The organism is Kitasatospora sp. NPDC056273 (assembly GCF_042268845.1).
GTDB lineage: Bacteria > Actinomycetota > Actinomycetes > Streptomycetales > Streptomycetaceae > Kitasatospora.
Genome location: NZ_JBHJSJ010000018.1, coordinates 1 through 15,440, shown reverse-complemented (window position 1 = coordinate 15,440; position 15,440 = coordinate 1). Strand labels below are relative to the sequence as shown.

Here is a 15,440-nt window from a genome sequence, read left to right as displayed (position 1 = left end):
CGCCTTCCATTGTCGCCGCTGGGGAGGGGGGACGACGAGGGGGAGCGGGGGAGGGGGAATAACGGGCCCCACCCGGATGCTAAGGTGGTTGAAAGTTGGACTACCTGGGATGTGGTGATCAGCATGCAGTTCGGAATCTTCTCCGTCGGCGACGTGACGACCGACCCGACCACCGGCCGCACCCCGACCGAGCACGAGCGGATCAAGGCGATGGTCGCCATCGCCCGCAAGGCCGAGGAGGTCGGCCTGGACGTCTTCGCGACCGGCGAGCACCACAACCCGCCGTTCGTCCCGTCCTCGCCGACGACCATGCTCGGCTACATCGCCGCGCAGACCGACCGCATCATCCTCTCCACCTCGACCACGCTGATCACCACCAACGACCCGGTGAAGATCGCCGAGGACTTCGCGATGCTCCAGCACCTGGCCGAGGGCCGGGTGGACGTCATGATGGGCCGCGGCAACACCGGCCCGGTCTACCCCTGGTTCGGCCAGGACATCCGCCAGGGCATCCCGCTTGCGATCGAGAACTACGCGCTGCTGCACCAGCTGTGGCGCGAGGAGGTCGTCGACTGGCAGGGCCGCTTCCGCACCCCGCTCCAGGGCTTCACCTCCACCCCGCGCCCGCTGGACGACGTCCCGCCGTTCGTCTGGCACGGCTCGATCCGCAGCCCCGAGATCGCCGAGCAGGCCGCCTACTACGGTGACGGCTTCTTCGCGAACAACATCTTCTGGCCCAAGGAGCACTTCAAGAAGCTGATCAACCTCTACCGCGAGCGCTTCGCCCACTACGGCCACGGCACGCCCGAGCAGGCGGTCGTCGGCCTCGGCGGACAGGCGTTCATGCGGAAGAACTCCCAGGACGCGGTGCGCGAGTTCCGTCCGTACTTCGACAACGCGCCGGTGTACGGGCACGGGCCCTCGCTGGAGGAGTTCACCGAGCAGACCCCGCTGACCGTGGGCAGCCCGCAGGAGGTCATCGAGAAGACCCTGACCTTCCGCGAGTCCTTCGGCGACTACCAGCGCCAGCTGTTCCTGATGGACCACGCCGGCCTGCCGCTGAAGACGGTGCTGGAGCAGCTGGACCTGCTCGGCGAGGAGGTCGTGCCGGTGCTGCGCGAGGAGTTCGCCAAGGGCCGCCCGGCCGGGGTGCCGGACGGGCCGACCCACGCCGCGCTGGTCGCGGCCAAGGACGAGAAGGACGAGAAGGACGAGAACACCGTGGAGGTGGCCAAGTGACCGCGTTCAAGCTGGTGGTGGTGAGTGCCGGGCTGAGCAAGCCGTCCTCGACCCGGCTGCTGGCCGACCGGCTCGCCGACTCGACGGTGCGCCGACTCGCCCTGGAGGGGCGGGAGGCGGAGGTCACCGTGGTCGAACTGCGGGACCTGGCGGTGGAGATCGCCAACAACCTCGTCACCGGCTTCCCCGGCGCCGGGCTGCGCGCGGCGATCGAGGCGGTCACGGAGGCGGACGCCCTGATCGCGGTGACGCCGATCTTCACGGCCTCGTACAGCGGCCTGTTCAAGTCCTTCTTCGACGTGGTCGACAACGACGCGCTCACCGGCAAGCCGGTGCTGATCGCCGCCACCGGCGGCACGCCCCGGCACTCGCTCGCCCTGGAGCACGCCGTCCGCCCGCTGTTCAGCTACCTGCGCGCGGTGGTGCTGCCGACGGCCGTCTACGCGGCCACCGACGACTGGGGCGCGGCGGGGGACGGGCTCACCGACGGCCTGCCGCGCCGGATCGACCGGGCGGCCGGCGAGCTGGCGGCCCTGCTGGCCGGGCGGGCCCCGGCGGCGCCGGCGCTGCCCGACCAGGTGGTGCCGTTCGCCGAGCAGCTGGCGGCCCTGCGGGTCTGAGCCGGCCTCGGCCCCCGGTCCGAACGGCCCCGTCGGGACAGCCTCCCGGCGGGGCCGTTCGGCGCGTCCGCTCGGCGGGCCCGTCCGGTGGGCTCGTCCGGCGGGGTCGTCCGCCGATGCCGTTCGGATGCGCGTCGGCCGTGCCGGATTGTCCGCTTTGCGGTGTAATCATTCCCATGATCAGATTAGTGCTGGTCCGTCCCCCGTTCGGCGTCCCCGCACCGCGGCGGGGGCGGCTGCCGTGAGCCTGCTGCGGGAGAACCCCGTCCTCGCGCTGTTCGTCTGCCTGGCGCTCGGCTACCTGCTCGGCAAACTGCGCGTCGGGCCGATCCGACTCGGCGGAATCTGCGGCACGTTGATCGTCGCCATGCTGATCGGCAGCCGGCACGTCAGCGTCGACGCCGACGTCAAGAACGTCGCCTTCGCCCTGTTCATCTTCTCGCTCGGCTACATCGCGGGCCCCCAGTTCTTCGCCAACCTCAACGCCAAGGGCCTGCGCTTCGCGGTGCTCTGCGTCATGGAGGCGGTGCTGGTCGTCGGGATGGCCTACGGCATCGGCAAGGCCTTCGACCTGGACGTCGGCACCGCGGCCGGCATCCTGGCCGGGGCGGCCACCGAGTCGGCCGTGGTCGGCACCGCCCAGGAGGCGATCGCCAACCTCTCCGGCATCAGCGCCGACCAGTCCGCCCAGCTGCAGAACCACGTGGCCGCCGCCTACTCGGTCTGCTACCTCTTCGGACTGGTCTCCATCGTGCTGCTGACCAGCCAGATCTTCCCGCTGGTCATGCGGATCAAGCTGCCCGACGCCTCCCGGGAACTGTGGGAGGGGCTGCGCGGCGGCAAGGGCGCGCCGGCCGCCGACGAGCAGCCCGCACTGCCCCCGCTGGTCGGCCGTACCTACCTGGTCTCCCAGGGCGAGGGCTCGGCCATCGCCCGGGTCGAGGAGGTCCAGCCCGGCCTGGTCACCGTCGAGGGCGTCCGGCGGGACGGCCGCACCCTCCACCCCGACCGGGACTTCCGGCTGCGCCGCGGCGACCTCGTGCTGCTGGTCGGCCGCCGCGAGGCGGTCATCGACACCGGCCACGAACTGGGCCCGGAGACCTCCGGCGTACCCGGCCTGGACAGCCCGCTGGTGGTCCGCGACATCGTCCTCACCAACCGGGACTTCGTCGGCCGGACAGCGGGGGAGCTGGCCGAGGAGCAGCCGTCCACGACCTCCGGGATCTACCTGACCGACATCCAGCGGGTCGACCAGCACCTGCCCGCGATCGCCGACACCGAGCTGCACCGCGGCGACACCGTGACCGTCACCGGCGCCCGTTCGGCCGTCGACCGGTTCGCCGCCAAGGCCGGCGTCGGCATCCGCAAGGACGCCATCGACTACATCTACATCAGCCTCGGCATCTGCGTCGGCGTGCTGATCGGCCTGGTCACCGTGCACGCCGGGAACGCCGCGCTCTCGCTCGGCACCGGCGGCGGCTGCCTGGTCTCCGGTCTGGTCTTCGGCTGGCTCAGGGCCCAGCGGCCCACCTTCGGGGCCTATCCGCCGGTCGCCGCGCAGACCGCCAAGGACCTCGGGCTCTCCGTCTTCATCGCGGTCACCGGCCTGGCCGCGGGCCCGGACGCGGCGGCGCTGCTCAAGGACCACCCGGTGCTGCTGCCGCTGTCCGGCATCCTCATGGTCACCGTCCCGGCCGTGCTCTCGCTGTTCGTCGGCCGCAAGCTGCTGAGGATCGAGCCGCCGATCCTGGTCGGCGCCATCGCCGGCCAGCAGTGCAGCACCCCGGCGATCACCGCCGTCACCAACGTCGCGCAGAGCAGCATCCCGATGCTGGGCTACACGATCACCTACACCATCTCCAACTTCCTGCTCCCGCTCACCGGACCGATCCTGGTCGGCATGCTGGGGAGCTGACATGACGGACCGTCGCATCATCGCGTCGAGCGCCGGCGCCGCCGCCGTGCGGCGAGGAGAGCCGTCCGGGGCGCCGCCGCCGTCGCCCTGCCGGGCCGAACGCCCGTCTTCCCGAGGAGAGTCGAGAACGCCATGACGAAGCCCACGACCGGCCGCGAGGAGATCCGCCGACTGGCCCGGCTCAGCCCCTTCGAGCTCAAGGCCGAGTTCGTCCGGCTCGCCGAGGCCTACCAGCGCGACGAGCCCGGGCAGAAGGGCAAGTCCACCGCCCACATGCTCAACGCCGGTCGCGGCAACCCGAACTGGGTCTGCACCGGCCCCCGCGAGGCCTGCCTCGCGCTCGGCCACTTCGCGCTGGCGGAGAGCCGCCGGGTCTGGACCGCCGACGACCTCGGCGGCATGCCGGAGCGGTCCGGCATCGCCGGCCGCTTCGACGCCTTCGTCCGCGGCCACCCCGGGCTTCCCGGCATCGAGCTGCTCCGGCGCAGCGTCGAACTCGCCGTCGACCGCTTCGGGTTCGAGCGCGAGGCCTTCCTCCACGAGCTCGCCGACGCGAGCATCGGCGACAACTACCCCGTCCCCGACCGGATGCTGGTGCACGCCGAGCGGATCGTCCGCGGCTACCTCCAGGAGGAGCTGATGGACCGGCGGCCCCCGTCGCCGCAGCAGCCCGAGCTGTTCGCCACCGAGGGCGGCACCGCCGCGATGTGCTATGTCTTCGACTCGCTGACGAAGAACGGCCTGCTGCACAAGGGCGACCGGATCGCCCTGATGGTGCCGGTGTTCACCCCGTACATCGAGATCCCCGAACTGGACACCTACGGCTTCGAGGTGGTCCGGATCCAGGCCGACAAGCTGGTCGAGACCGGGGTGCGGGAGTGGCGCTACCCGGCGGACGAGGTCGCCAAGCTGGCCGACCCCGGGATCAGGCTGGTCTGCCTGGTCAACCCGAGCAACCCGCCCTCCCTGGCGCTGTCCCGCCAGGTCACCGACCAGATCAAGCAGATCGTGGCCACCACCAACCCCGACCTGATGATCGTCACCGACGACGTGTACGGCACCTTCGTGGACGGCTTCCGCACCCTGGCCGCCGAACTGCCCCGCAACACCCTGCTCGTCTACTCGTACTCCAAGCACTACGGCGCCACCGGCCACCGCCTCGGGGTGATCGGCCTGGACCGGGACAACGTGATCGACGACCTGATCGCCGCCCTCCCCGCGGAGTGGAAGGAGCGCCTCGCGCGCCGGTACGGCACGCTGAGCCTGGAACCCGGGAAGCTCCGCTTCATCGACCGGCTGGTCGCCGACTCCCGGCAGGTCGCGCTCAACCACACCGCCGGGCTCAGCCTGCCGCAGCAGGCCCAGATGGTGCTCTTCTCGCTGTTCGCGCTGCTGCCCGAGGGCAAGGCGTACAAGGCGCGGGTGCAGGGCATCGTCCGCCGGCGGCTCGACCTGCTGATGGAGGGCTCCGGCATGAAGATCGCGGACGACCCCGGGCGGGCCGGCTACTACGTCGAGCTCGACCTGCTGGCCGAGGCCGAACGGGTCGCGGGCAAGGACTTCGCGACCTTCCTGGAGAAGAACTACGAGCCCACCGAACCGCTGTTCCGGCTCGCCGAGCAGACCGGCGTGGTGCTGCTCAACGGCGGCGGCTTCGACGGGCCCGAATGGTCCGTCCGGGTCTCGCTGGCGAACCTCGACGACCTCGACTACCTGAAGATCGGGCACCACCTCAAGCAGATCTTCGCGGACTACCGCGCCGAGTGGGACGCCTCCCGGGCGTCCTGAGAAAAGCCACGACGACGAGGAGAACCACCACCATGCAGGCCGAATCGCAAGCCGTCCTCTCCCCGCTGACCAGCGCGGCCGTCTTCCTGGTCCTCACCGTCGAACCCGGCCGCGAGGCCGCCGTCCGCGAGCTGCTGCCCGAACTCGCCGGACTGCGCCGCGCGGTCGGCTTCCGGGCCCCCGACGGCGGCCTCACCTGCGTCACCGGCATCGGCTCCGAGCTCTGGGACCGCCTCTTCACCGGCCCCCGCCCGGCCTCCCTGCACCCCTTCCAGGAGGTCGCCGGCCCCCGCCACCGCGCCCCGGCCACCCCCGGCGACCTGCTGCTGCACCTGCGGGCGGAGCGGATGGACCTCTGCTTCGAACTGGCCGCGCAGCTCACCGGCCGGCTCGCCGGGGCCGCCACCGTCGTCGACTCCGTCCAGGGCTTCAAGTACTTCGAGGACCGCGACCTGCTCGGCTTCGTCGACGGCACCGAGAACCCGGAGGGCCGGGCCGCCGAACGCGCGGCCCTGGTCGGCGCCGAGGACCCGGGGTTCACCGGCGGCAGCTACGTCCTCGTCCAGCGGTACGTGCACGCCATGGACAAGTGGAACGCGCTGAGCGTCGAGCAGCAGGAGGGGGCGGTCGGCCGCACCAAACTCGACGACATCGAACTGTCCGAGGACGCCAAACCCGCCGACTCGCACGTGGCACTCACCGTCATCACCGGCCCGGACGGCGAGGAGCGGAAGATCGTCCGCTTCAACATGCCGTACGGCACCTTCGGCTCCGCGGACCGCGGCGGCGAGTCCGGCACCTACTTCATCGGCTACGCGGCCGACCCCGGGGTGACCGAGCAGATGCTGCGCAACATGGTCGTCGGCAACCCGCCCGGCACCACCGACCGGCTGCTCGACTTCTCCACCGCCGTCACCGGCGGGCAGTTCTTCGTCCCGACCGCCGACTTCCTCGACTCCCCGCCCCCGGCGCCCGGCTCCGCCCCCGCGTCCGCCGCCCGCTCCGGGGACGGCTCGCTCGGCATCGGCAGCCTCAAGCAGACCCCCTGACAGACCCTTTGAACAGGACCCCGCCCATGGACAACCTCCACCGCGACCTCGCCCCGATCTCCGCCGCCGCCTGGGAGGAGATCGAGGAGGAGGCCCGCCAGACCTTCAAGCTCCACATCGCCGGCCGCCGCGTCGTCGACCTCAACGGCCCCGAGGGCGCCACCCTCGCCGCCGTCGGCACCGGCCACCTGACCGCCATCGACCCCCCGACGGACGGTATCCAGGCCCGCGCCCGCACCGCCCAGCCGGTGGTCGAGCTACGCGTCCCCTTCACCGTCCGCCGCGATGCCGTGGACGACGTCGAACGCGGCTCCCGGGACTCCGACTGGCAACCCGTGAAGGACGCGGGCCGCAAGCTCGCCCTGGCCGAAGACCGCGCCGTCTTCGAGGGCTACCGCGCGGCCTCCATCGACGGCATCCGTGCCGCCTCCACCAACCCGCCGGTCCAACTCCCCGAGGACGTCCGCGAATACCCGGAGGCCGTCAGCCGCGCCCTCACCGCCCTCCGCCTGGCCGGCGTCGGCGGTCCCTACTCACTCCTGCTCGGCGCCGCCGCCTTCACCACTGTCAATGAGGCCAGCGACCAAGGTTTCCCGGTCCACAACCACCTCGCCCGCCTCCTCGACGGCGAGATCATCTGGGCCCCGGCCATCGAAGGCGCCTACCTGCTCTCCACCCGAGGCGGCGACTTCGAACTCCACCTTGGCCAGGACGCCTCCGTGGGCTACCTCTCCCACGATGCCGAAACGATTCAGCTCTACCTTCAGGAGACGCTGACGTTCCGCGTGTACACGGGAGAGGCGGCCGTCGTCCTACGCGGCTAGCACCAGAGCGGGCTCGACGTGAAGATCCCGATGGCGATGTGGGCTATGTAGACAAACGTGCTCATGGCGCTCTTGCTTCCTGTCCCGGTTCGGTCGGCAGGGGCCGCTTGTGGCGTAGAGCGTCGCATAGCCAGGCGGGAAGATCCAAATCGTTATCCGAGTATCGAACTCCACTTCGATGAATGGTGATCATATGAAGATTACGATCAAACGTCGTCGATCGCCGATTGGATCCGTGCAACCTCGTCCGCGATACCGACCTTCTCGGCCAAAGTGAGGGCCGATGTCAGATGGGCGAGCGCGGCAGACCGGTTTCCGGCTGCCGCCTCGCACGTGCCCAAGCCGCGCATGGCGGCCGCTTGCTCGCGGGCGGTGCCGATGGAACGTGCCAGCTCCAGGGCGAGCAAGTGCTGTTCCAGGGCCTCCTCGCGCCGACCGGCGGCGAGCAGGGCCCGCCCGAGCCCGTTGCGGCCGTCGGCCTCGTGGCGGACGGTTCCGAATTCACGGAAAGTCGTCAGAGCCGACCGGTAGAGCGCGAGGGCGGGTTCGAGTTCACCCGGGATTTCCAACGTTTCCGCAAGATTGGCGCGGGCTACGGACAGGTCCAGCGGGGGGATTGCCTCGCCTGCGCCGTCCAGAATCCGCTCGAATACCTTCCGTGCTGTCGAATTTCGCCCGGCACTGAGGTGGAGCTCGCCGAAGTTGTTCAGGATCCGGAATTCGAGAACCAGGTCATTGAATTTACGGGCCAATGGTAATGCGCTGGTGTAGACGGCGTGCGCTGATTCCGAGTCGCCCACCGACCGGTGCAGGATGCCGATGTTGACGAGGCAGCGGGCGACGTTCCACTGGTCGTCCTGTTCCTCTCGAATGGCCAGCACTTCTTGTTGTACCGTCAGCGCCTCATGGAGTCGGGTCTGCTCCCAGTGCAGCCGGCTGAGCAGGTTGAGACCGTTCGCCGCCGCGTCGAGTTCGCCCTGCGATCGGGCGAGCGCGAGCCCGTCCTCCAGGGTCTCGATCGCCGGTTCGTAGCGGGAGGCGTAGGCGAGCGTCGCGCCCAGATCGATCAGCGCCCGTGACTCCTGCCGGTGGTTCGCCTGCGACCGCCAGTACGCCGCGGCTGCCCGGTGCATGTCCTGGGCCTCACCCCAGTAGGCTTCGGCGTTCAGATGGCCGGCCAGGACGTGGGCGAGCCAGGCACCGCTCTCCGCGAGCCCGATGCGGTGTGCGTGCGAGGTCAGCGCTACCAGGCTGGTGTGCTCCGCCTCCAGCCAAGTCCTGGCACATTCATGCGAGTTCATGTCCATATCACCCAAAAGCTCTTCCAGGTCGTCGAGTTGTCCGCCCCCTGGAAGTGATGCTCTCGATCTGTGTGGATAGAGCAGGCGGTCTGCGCGGTCGGCGACGCACAGGGTGAAGCGGAGCAGTCTCCGGGCCGCCGATTCCCACTGATTCCGATCGACCCCCAGGGCAACTGCGAACTCCCTTAGAAGATCGTGTAGTTGATAGCGCTCTGGCGCGATCTCCTGGATCAGGTGGCAGTTCAACAATGCCTCCAGAACCTCATCAGTCTCATCGACACTCCGCCCGAGCAGGGCCGCTGCCGCATGGACGCCGAAATCCGGTCCGGGGTAGAGGCCGAGCAGCCGGAATGCCGACCGCTGGCTGGCGGAAAGGTACTGGTAGGAGACCTCGAAGACCCGGGCGATGCTGGAGGTGCCGCTGCGGATCTCGGCGAGCCTGCCGTTCTTCCGGGAGAGGCGCCGGGCGAAGTGGGCGAGGGTCCAGGACGGGCGGCCCTTGAAGCGGCTGGCGGCGATCTCGATGGCGAGGGGCAGGTGGCCACATCGCTCGACGATCTCGATGATGCTCTGCGGGTCCGTCGAGCGCTCGGGGCCGACCACGTTGGTGAACAGGGCCACGGCGTCGTCCACTGTCAGCACGTCCAGGAACACCGGCCGGGCGTCCGGGAGCTCCGTCAGCCGCTGGCGACTGGTGACGAGTACCAGGGCGGACGGGGCGGGCGGCAGCAGCGGGCGGACCTGAGCGGCGTTCGAGGCGTCGTCGAGGATGACGACGGCGCGGCGCGAGGACAGCGCCTCGGCGCACAGTGCGAAGACCTCGTCGGCGTCGAGCGGGATGGTGCTGGCGGGCACTCCCAGGCGTCTGAGCAGCAGGGCGCCTGCGGCCTCCGGGGTGAGCGGCGGCTGGTTGCCGACGTGGGCGCGCAGGTTGAGGTAGACGTAGCCGTCTGGGAAGTGCTCGCGCATCAGGTCGGCGGCGTGCAGGGCGAGGGTGGTCTTGCCGACCCCGGGCATGCCGAGGATCGCCGAGACGGTGACGACGCCGCCGCGGGCGAGCCGGGTGTCAGGGCCGGGCAGGACGCGGCGGAGGTCGTCCTCCCGGCCGATCAGCCGGTGCCGCCCGGGGATGTCGGTGGGCGGTACGGCCTGGGGGGCGGGGGTCAGTACGGCCTCGTTCCGTACCGGCGGCCCGGGGAGCGGGTCGCCGTGCAGGATGAGCTGGTGGAGGCGGGTGAGCGGTTCGCCGGGCTCGGTGGCGAAGTGGACTCGGAGCAGTCGGGCGACGGCGGGGTAGACGGCCAGCGCGTCGGTCTGTCGGCCGACGGCGTAGAGCGCGGTCATCAGGTGGCCGGCGAGGCGTTCGTCGGTGGGGCGGTGCTCGCGCAGGGCGGTGAGTTCGGGGATCAGTTCGGCGAAGTGGCCGATGCGCAGGTCGATCTCGATCCGGCGCAGCGTGGTGGTGAAGTGCTGGTCGGCCATGGCGGCGCGGGTGTTCTGGGCCCAGGTGCCGGGCAGGCCGGCCAGGGGTTCGCCGCACCAGAGGTTGGCGGCGCGGCTGAGCACGGTTCTGGCCTGGTGGTCCTGTCCGTTCTCGGCGAGTAGTCCGGCTTGGTCGGAGAGGTCCAGATATCGGTGCCAGTCAATCAGCAGTGGGTCCGCCCGCAGAATGTACGTGTGCGATTGGGTGTCGATCGTGGGCACGTCCCCGGTGGCATTCGCCCCCGAGGCCTGCGCCGCCCGCCGCAGTAGTGCGCGCAGGTGGGAGACGTGGCTGTAGAGGCTGGTCAGTGCGCTGGGCGGAGGTTCCTCGCCCCACAGTCGGTATGCGAGCGAGTCGTGGGAGAGCGGCCTTCCGACCTCCAGGGCCAGGGCGGCCAGCAGTTGCCGTCGCTTGTCGGACGGAATCGTCAATGGCTCTCCGTTCACCGACAGTTCAACTGAACCGAGGAGATGAACCTTCATCGTGACGTCCCCCGCCGGTTGGCTACCAGCTTGCTGTGTCGCGGGTGAGCATCGCATGCGTCCGGGGCAACCGGCTATACCACTGTGGGGTTCCGGGGCCGTACTTTTGGGAATAATCTCGACTTGACGATACGTCATGTGATAGCGCCGCACCGATAATTCGTCCGAGGCTGGGGGGCCAGTGACAGGATCGACCGTGCTCGGCGGGTGCCCGTGAACGACGTCAACCTGCCGTACGGAGTGGTACGGAACTCGCTGGCCGGTGCCGCGACGGTCTCCGGCCCGGTGGTGCAGGCCGGCGCGATCCACGGCGGGTTGCACCTGCACGGGTCGTCGGCGTTGCCGACGCCGCGGCAACTCCCGCCCTGCCCTCGCAGGTTGGTGGGGCGGGAAGCCGATCTGGAGGCGCTGGACGATTCCTTGGCCGCCGAGGCGGCGTCGGCCGACGTCACCGTGGTGGTGACCGGTCCGGCCGGGGTCGGGAAGACGGCGCTGGCCGCGCAGTGGCTTCGTGGCCTGGCCGGCCGTTTCCCGGACGGCCAGCTCTACGCGGACCTGCGCGGTTACGCACCCGGAGGCCCCGCCGACCCCGCCGAGGCCCTGGGCGGTTTCCTGCGGGCCTTCGGGGTCTCCCCGGTGCCCGGGAGCATGGCGGAGGGTGCCGCGCTCTGGCGCTCGCTGGCGGCGGGGCGCCGGATCGCGGTGCTGTTGGACAATGCCTCGACGGCTGCCCAGGTGCGGCCGCTGCTGCCCGGTTCGGACCACACGGTGGTCGTGGTGACCAGCCGCCGCCGGCTCACCGGGCTCGGCATCGACGGCGCGGTGTTCCGGTCCTTGGGCCCGCTCGCCACGGAGGCCTCCGCCGAGATCCTTGCCGAGCGGGTGGGCAGGAGCCGGGTGGTGGACGAGAGCGATGCCGCCGCCGAGGTGGTGGACGCCTGTGGCGGGCTGCCCTTGGCGATCTGCCTGGCGGCCGCGCGGATCGCGGCCCGCCCGGTGCAGTCGCTCGCCGCGACGGCCGAGATCCTGGGGCGCGGCGCCGACCGCCTCGGGGCGTTGCACGCGGACGGCGAGGCGGTGCGGGACCTGCTGGACGCCTCCTACGACGTGCTGCAGCCGGATGCGGCCCGGTTGTACGGACTGCTCGGACTGCTGCCGTTCGCCGAGTTCACCGTGGAGGCGGCCGCCGTGGTGGCGGACGTGGACCGGGTGGCGGCGGACCGGCTGGTGGACGAACTGATGGACGTCCACCTGCTGGAGGAGGTGCTGCCCGGCCGGTTCCGCTTCCACGACCTGGTCCGGCTGCACGCCCAAGGGCACGGCGCCGGACTTCGCGACGCCCAGGTCGGCCGCGCCGCCACCGACAGGATCGTCGACTGGTACCTCGCCTCGACGACCGCCGCCGAGGCGGTCGTCTCCCCGAGCCACCGCACGCTGCCGCGCGAGTACCGGACCCTGCCGGTGCACCCGGCCCGGGAGTTCGCCGACGACACGCAGGCGCTCGGTTGGCTCGACGAGGAGCGCGACCGCCTCGCCGACCTGCTGCGCTGGGCGCCCGCCTGCGGCCGGAACGCCGCCACCTGGCAACTCGCCGACGCCATGTGGCCGTTGTTCCTCCGGTTGCGTCCGGCCCGGCTCTGGGTCGAGGCCCACCGGATCGGCCTGCGTGCGGCCCGGGCGGACGGCGACCGCCGTGGCGAGCTGCGCATGCTCACCTCCGGCGGGAACGGTCTGCGGAACGCCGGCGAGGCGGCCGAGGCGGCTCGTTGGTTCAATGAAGCACTCGACCTCGCAGGGGAGTTGGCGCAGCCGCTGGCACAGGCCGACGCGCTGTACGGGCTCAGCCAGACTCACCGGATGACCGGTCGTCTGGACGAGGCCGCCGACTGTCTGCGCGAGGTGGTCCGGATCCGGGAGGCCCAGGACTACCTGCGGGGCTCGGCACTGGCCCGGCTGGCGCACGGGGAGGTGCTGTTGCTCGCGGACCGGGCGGCGGAGGCCGTCACCTCCATCGAGCGGGCGCACCGCGAGTTGGCCTCGATCGGGGACGACTACGAGGCGGCCCGGGCGATCGCCTTCCTCGGGGTGGCCCATACGACGCTGGGCGGGTACGACCGTGCCGACCGCTGCCTCCAGGAGGCGTTGGCCGGCTTCCGGGCCCGGCTGTCGGGGCATTGGGAGGCCCGGACGCTGGAGTTCGCCGGAGAGCTGGAGGAGCGGCGCGGCCGCCCCGCCGCCGCGCGCGCCCGGTTCGAGGAGTCGTTGGCCCGCTACCGGGAACTCGCCGCGACGGCGGAGGCGGCCCGACTGGCCGACCGCCTCGCCGCCTACGACACGGAATCCGGCCCCCCGGCTACACCCGGCCGCCCGGCCGGTCCACGGCCCTGAAACAGGACCGCGGGAACACGGGGGAATGCCACCCGAGCACGTCGACCCGGGCCAGTTCGGCCAGCCGGCGGCCGAGCGTGAGCCAGGCGTGGGCCATCGAGCCGACGGCCAGCGGCGGGACAGGTTCGCCGGCCGCCCGGGCCGGCTGCAGGACCAGCGGCGCCCCGTCCCGGGCCAGGAGCAGCAGTGCTCCGGCGCGGTGCTCGGCGGTGGCCAGCGCACAGCCCGGGTAGGTGGCCAGGACCGCCCTGAGCCGGGCGAGGACGCCGTCTGTCGTCAGCCGTCCGGCGTGCAGCACGTCCGCCTGGTGGCGCCAGCGTGCCGCCGAGGTCCGGGTGAGGTCGAGCGCGAGGTGCTCGTCCACGTATCCGGGACCGGCCGATGCGGGCCCGGCTCCGGCGGGCAGTTCCGCCGCCAGCAGCCCGTGCACGGTGCCGACGGCCGAACTCACCTGCGCCTCGAACAGCACCGCGGTCCGTCGGGCGTCCATCGGCCCGGCCTCCGGAGCGGCCCCGGTCTCCGCCCGAGCGGGCCGTTCCACCCCGGTGGGCCCGGTCGCCCCCGCGACCGGCGCCAGCCGCACCCTGTGCACCGCCGCGCTCATCCGTCCCGCCGCGACCCGGCCGCCGCGATCGCGTCCAGCGGGTCGGGCAGGTGCAGCGGCTCCGGGCCCGGGACGTGGGCGGGCTGGCCCAGCCTGAGGACGCGGTACAGCAGCCGACGGGCGTTGCGGTCGAAGCGGCCGGGCTCGGAACTGATCCGGGCGGCGATGGCGGCGTACTCCTCCGGGCGGTACTGCTCGGCGGCGTAGCCGAGCTGGTCGACGAGGGGGTGTCCGGGAGCGAGTGCCGGAGCGGTGGCAGCCAGCTGGGCGGCCGGCGACCGCGGGTTGACGTGGCGGTGGGGGTACTCGGCGAGCAGGACGGGAGCGCCGGTCATCGCTCCGTACAGGGTGACCGAGCCGTGGTCCCCGATGATGAAGTCGGCGGCGACGAGCAGCGGCCGCCAGTCCGTCTCGGGCGGGATGACCGTGACGGCCCCGCGTGCGGTGGCCCTCGCCCAGGAGTGCACGGCGTAGGAGCCGTGCGCGGCCGCGATGTTGGGGTGCGTCAGCAGGACGGTCCGGTAGCCGTGCTGGGGCAACTCGGAGGTCAGCCGGGGCAGCACGGCGTCGAGCCGGGTGAAGAGCGAGCCGTTGCCCCAGGTGGAGGAGACCAGCACCAGCTTCTCCTCCGGCCGCAGTCCCAGTGCTGCCCGGTAGCGCTCCCGGTGCGGCACCGCGGCGGCGATCCGGTCGTAGCAGGGGTCGCCCACCACTTCGGCGATCGGGACGGCCTCCGGGCAGGTGCGCCGGAGTTCGAGCAGTTCCTCCTCGTGGGCGAGCGCGAAGGAGGCGGGGACGAGCCGTCCCTCCCAGCACAGGTAGTCCGGGCCGAGGCCGATGGCCGCCCGCTCGCCGTCCGGCGTGCTGCGCCGGGACAGTTTGATGTTGCCAGCGCCGTGAGGCAGCCGGACGACCGGGCCGTGCAACTGCTCCATCCCCTGGGAGCCGGCGGCCAGGATCAGGTCGAACTCCTGCCGGACGGCCTGCTCCCACGGCAGGACCGTGCCGCCCAGTGCCCGGAGGACCTCCGTGGCGCCCCTGTTGAACACGTGCGGTGCCACCGTGAACTGCACGTGGACCCGCAGGTCCGAGGCGAGCAGCGAGTAGAAGTCGTGGAGCCGTTTCGCGTACACCATGGTCTGGGCGACCACCAGCACCTCCTTGCGGTCCTGCAGCGTCTCCCACGGCCCGTTGTTGCTCCAGGCCGTGCTGCCGCGTTTCCCGCGGGGTGGCGTGGTGTCCTGTTCCCCGTGTACCAAGGTCATCCTTCTCCCCCTCCTTGATCCCAGGTCTGGCCCTCGACGGGCCCCGTGGCCGATGGTCCCCGGACGCCCTGACGGAATCCATGAGGGGATCTGGCGGGTGCTTGCGGAAACCTTGTGTCCGCTTTCCGCGCCCGTTCGTCCGGCCCCGGGAGCGGGAAGGGTACTGAGTTCCTTTACGAGGGGTACTGAGTGCCGTATTCTCTCCGTGGAGCCTCTGACGCCAGTCGACGGGAGTCGACACGGTCTGCCGGTCCAGGTGGCGCTTGCGGTGCGCGGGTCGTGCCCGGGCCGGACTTGGCACTCAGTACCCTCGGCATGCCTGAGGCCATGGATCAGTGCACCCGTGCACCCGTGACAGGAGAACCGCTCATGAGCTTGAGGATCGTCGTCTGTGTGAAGCACGTGCCGGACGCGACGGGTGACCGTCGTTTCGCGGACGACCACACCACCGACCGGGAGGGTGTGGACGGCCTCCTGTCGGA

Annotated in this window: 10 protein-coding genes and 1 pseudogene; 8 read left to right on the top strand and 3 right to left on the bottom strand. The window is 71.3% G+C overall.

Annotated features, from left to right (window positions below):
- Nucleotides 1–123: 123 nt before the first annotated feature.
- From ACFCY1_RS18155 to ACFCY1_RS18130, 6 genes are all read left to right on the top strand, one after another.
- Nucleotides 124–1,239, top strand: coding sequence for an LLM class flavin-dependent oxidoreductase (locus ACFCY1_RS18155; protein WP_117491565.1), 1,116 nt, complete (start codon nucleotides 124–126; stop codon nucleotides 1,237–1,239).
- Nucleotides 1,236–1,859: an FMN reductase gene (locus ACFCY1_RS18150; RefSeq protein WP_074002300.1), complete on the top strand. Its 624-nt coding sequence runs from the start codon at nucleotides 1,236–1,238 to the stop codon at nucleotides 1,857–1,859. Before ACFCY1_RS18155 ends, ACFCY1_RS18150 begins: the two co-directional genes overlap by 4 nt.
- Nucleotides 1,860–2,100: 241 nt before the next feature.
- Nucleotides 2,101–3,774 (top strand): aspartate-alanine antiporter, encoded by a 1,674-nt coding sequence (gene aspT, locus ACFCY1_RS18145; RefSeq protein WP_375875191.1) that lies wholly within the window; start codon nucleotides 2,101–2,103, stop codon nucleotides 3,772–3,774.
- Nucleotides 3,775–3,906: 132 nt separating this feature from the next.
- Complete coding sequence (locus ACFCY1_RS18140; protein WP_049652684.1) at nucleotides 3,907–5,562, top strand: bifunctional aspartate transaminase/aspartate 4-decarboxylase; 1,656 nt, start codon at nucleotides 3,907–3,909, stop codon at nucleotides 5,560–5,562.
- A gap of 32 nt (nucleotides 5,563–5,594) precedes the next feature.
- A complete protein-coding gene (locus tag ACFCY1_RS18135) occupies nucleotides 5,595–6,611 on the top strand; it encodes a Dyp-type peroxidase (RefSeq protein ID WP_375875190.1) in 1,017 nt (338 codons plus the stop codon).
- 26 nt (nucleotides 6,612–6,637) lie between these two features.
- On the top strand, nucleotides 6,638–7,435 hold the full coding sequence (locus tag ACFCY1_RS18130) for a family 1 encapsulin nanocompartment shell protein (protein WP_375875189.1): 798 nt from the start codon (nucleotides 6,638–6,640) through the stop codon (nucleotides 7,433–7,435).
- Nucleotides 7,436–7,641: 206 nt separating this feature from the next.
- Here the strand turns inward: ACFCY1_RS18130 and ACFCY1_RS18125 are convergent, their stop codons facing one another.
- Entirely contained in the window at nucleotides 7,642–10,701 is a 3,060-nt protein-coding gene (locus ACFCY1_RS18125) for a tetratricopeptide repeat protein (protein ID WP_375875188.1), read from the bottom strand.
- Nucleotides 10,702–10,908: 207 nt separating this feature from the next.
- Between ACFCY1_RS18125 and ACFCY1_RS18120 the strand changes: the two genes are divergently transcribed.
- A complete protein-coding gene (locus tag ACFCY1_RS18120) occupies nucleotides 10,909–13,089 on the top strand; it encodes a tetratricopeptide repeat protein (RefSeq protein ID WP_375875187.1) in 2,181 nt (726 codons plus the stop codon).
- Here the strand turns inward: ACFCY1_RS18120 and ACFCY1_RS18115 are convergent.
- Together ACFCY1_RS18115 and ACFCY1_RS18110 are read right to left on the bottom strand one after the other, a co-directional pair.
- Nucleotides 13,055–13,579, bottom strand: a complete 525-nt coding sequence (locus ACFCY1_RS18115) for a hypothetical protein (protein WP_375875186.1) — start codon at nucleotides 13,577–13,579, stop codon at nucleotides 13,055–13,057. The two genes, ACFCY1_RS18120 and ACFCY1_RS18115, sit on opposite strands and share 35 nt — an antisense overlap.
- A gap of 110 nt (nucleotides 13,580–13,689) precedes the next feature.
- Entirely contained in the window at nucleotides 13,690–14,958 is a 1,269-nt protein-coding gene (locus ACFCY1_RS18110) for a hypothetical protein (RefSeq protein WP_241852862.1), read from the bottom strand.
- A gap of 369 nt (nucleotides 14,959–15,327) precedes the next feature.
- Between ACFCY1_RS18110 and ACFCY1_RS18105 the strand changes: the two are divergent.
- Nucleotides 15,328–15,440: pseudogene (locus tag ACFCY1_RS18105) on the top strand (electron transfer flavoprotein subunit beta); the annotation flags it as partial.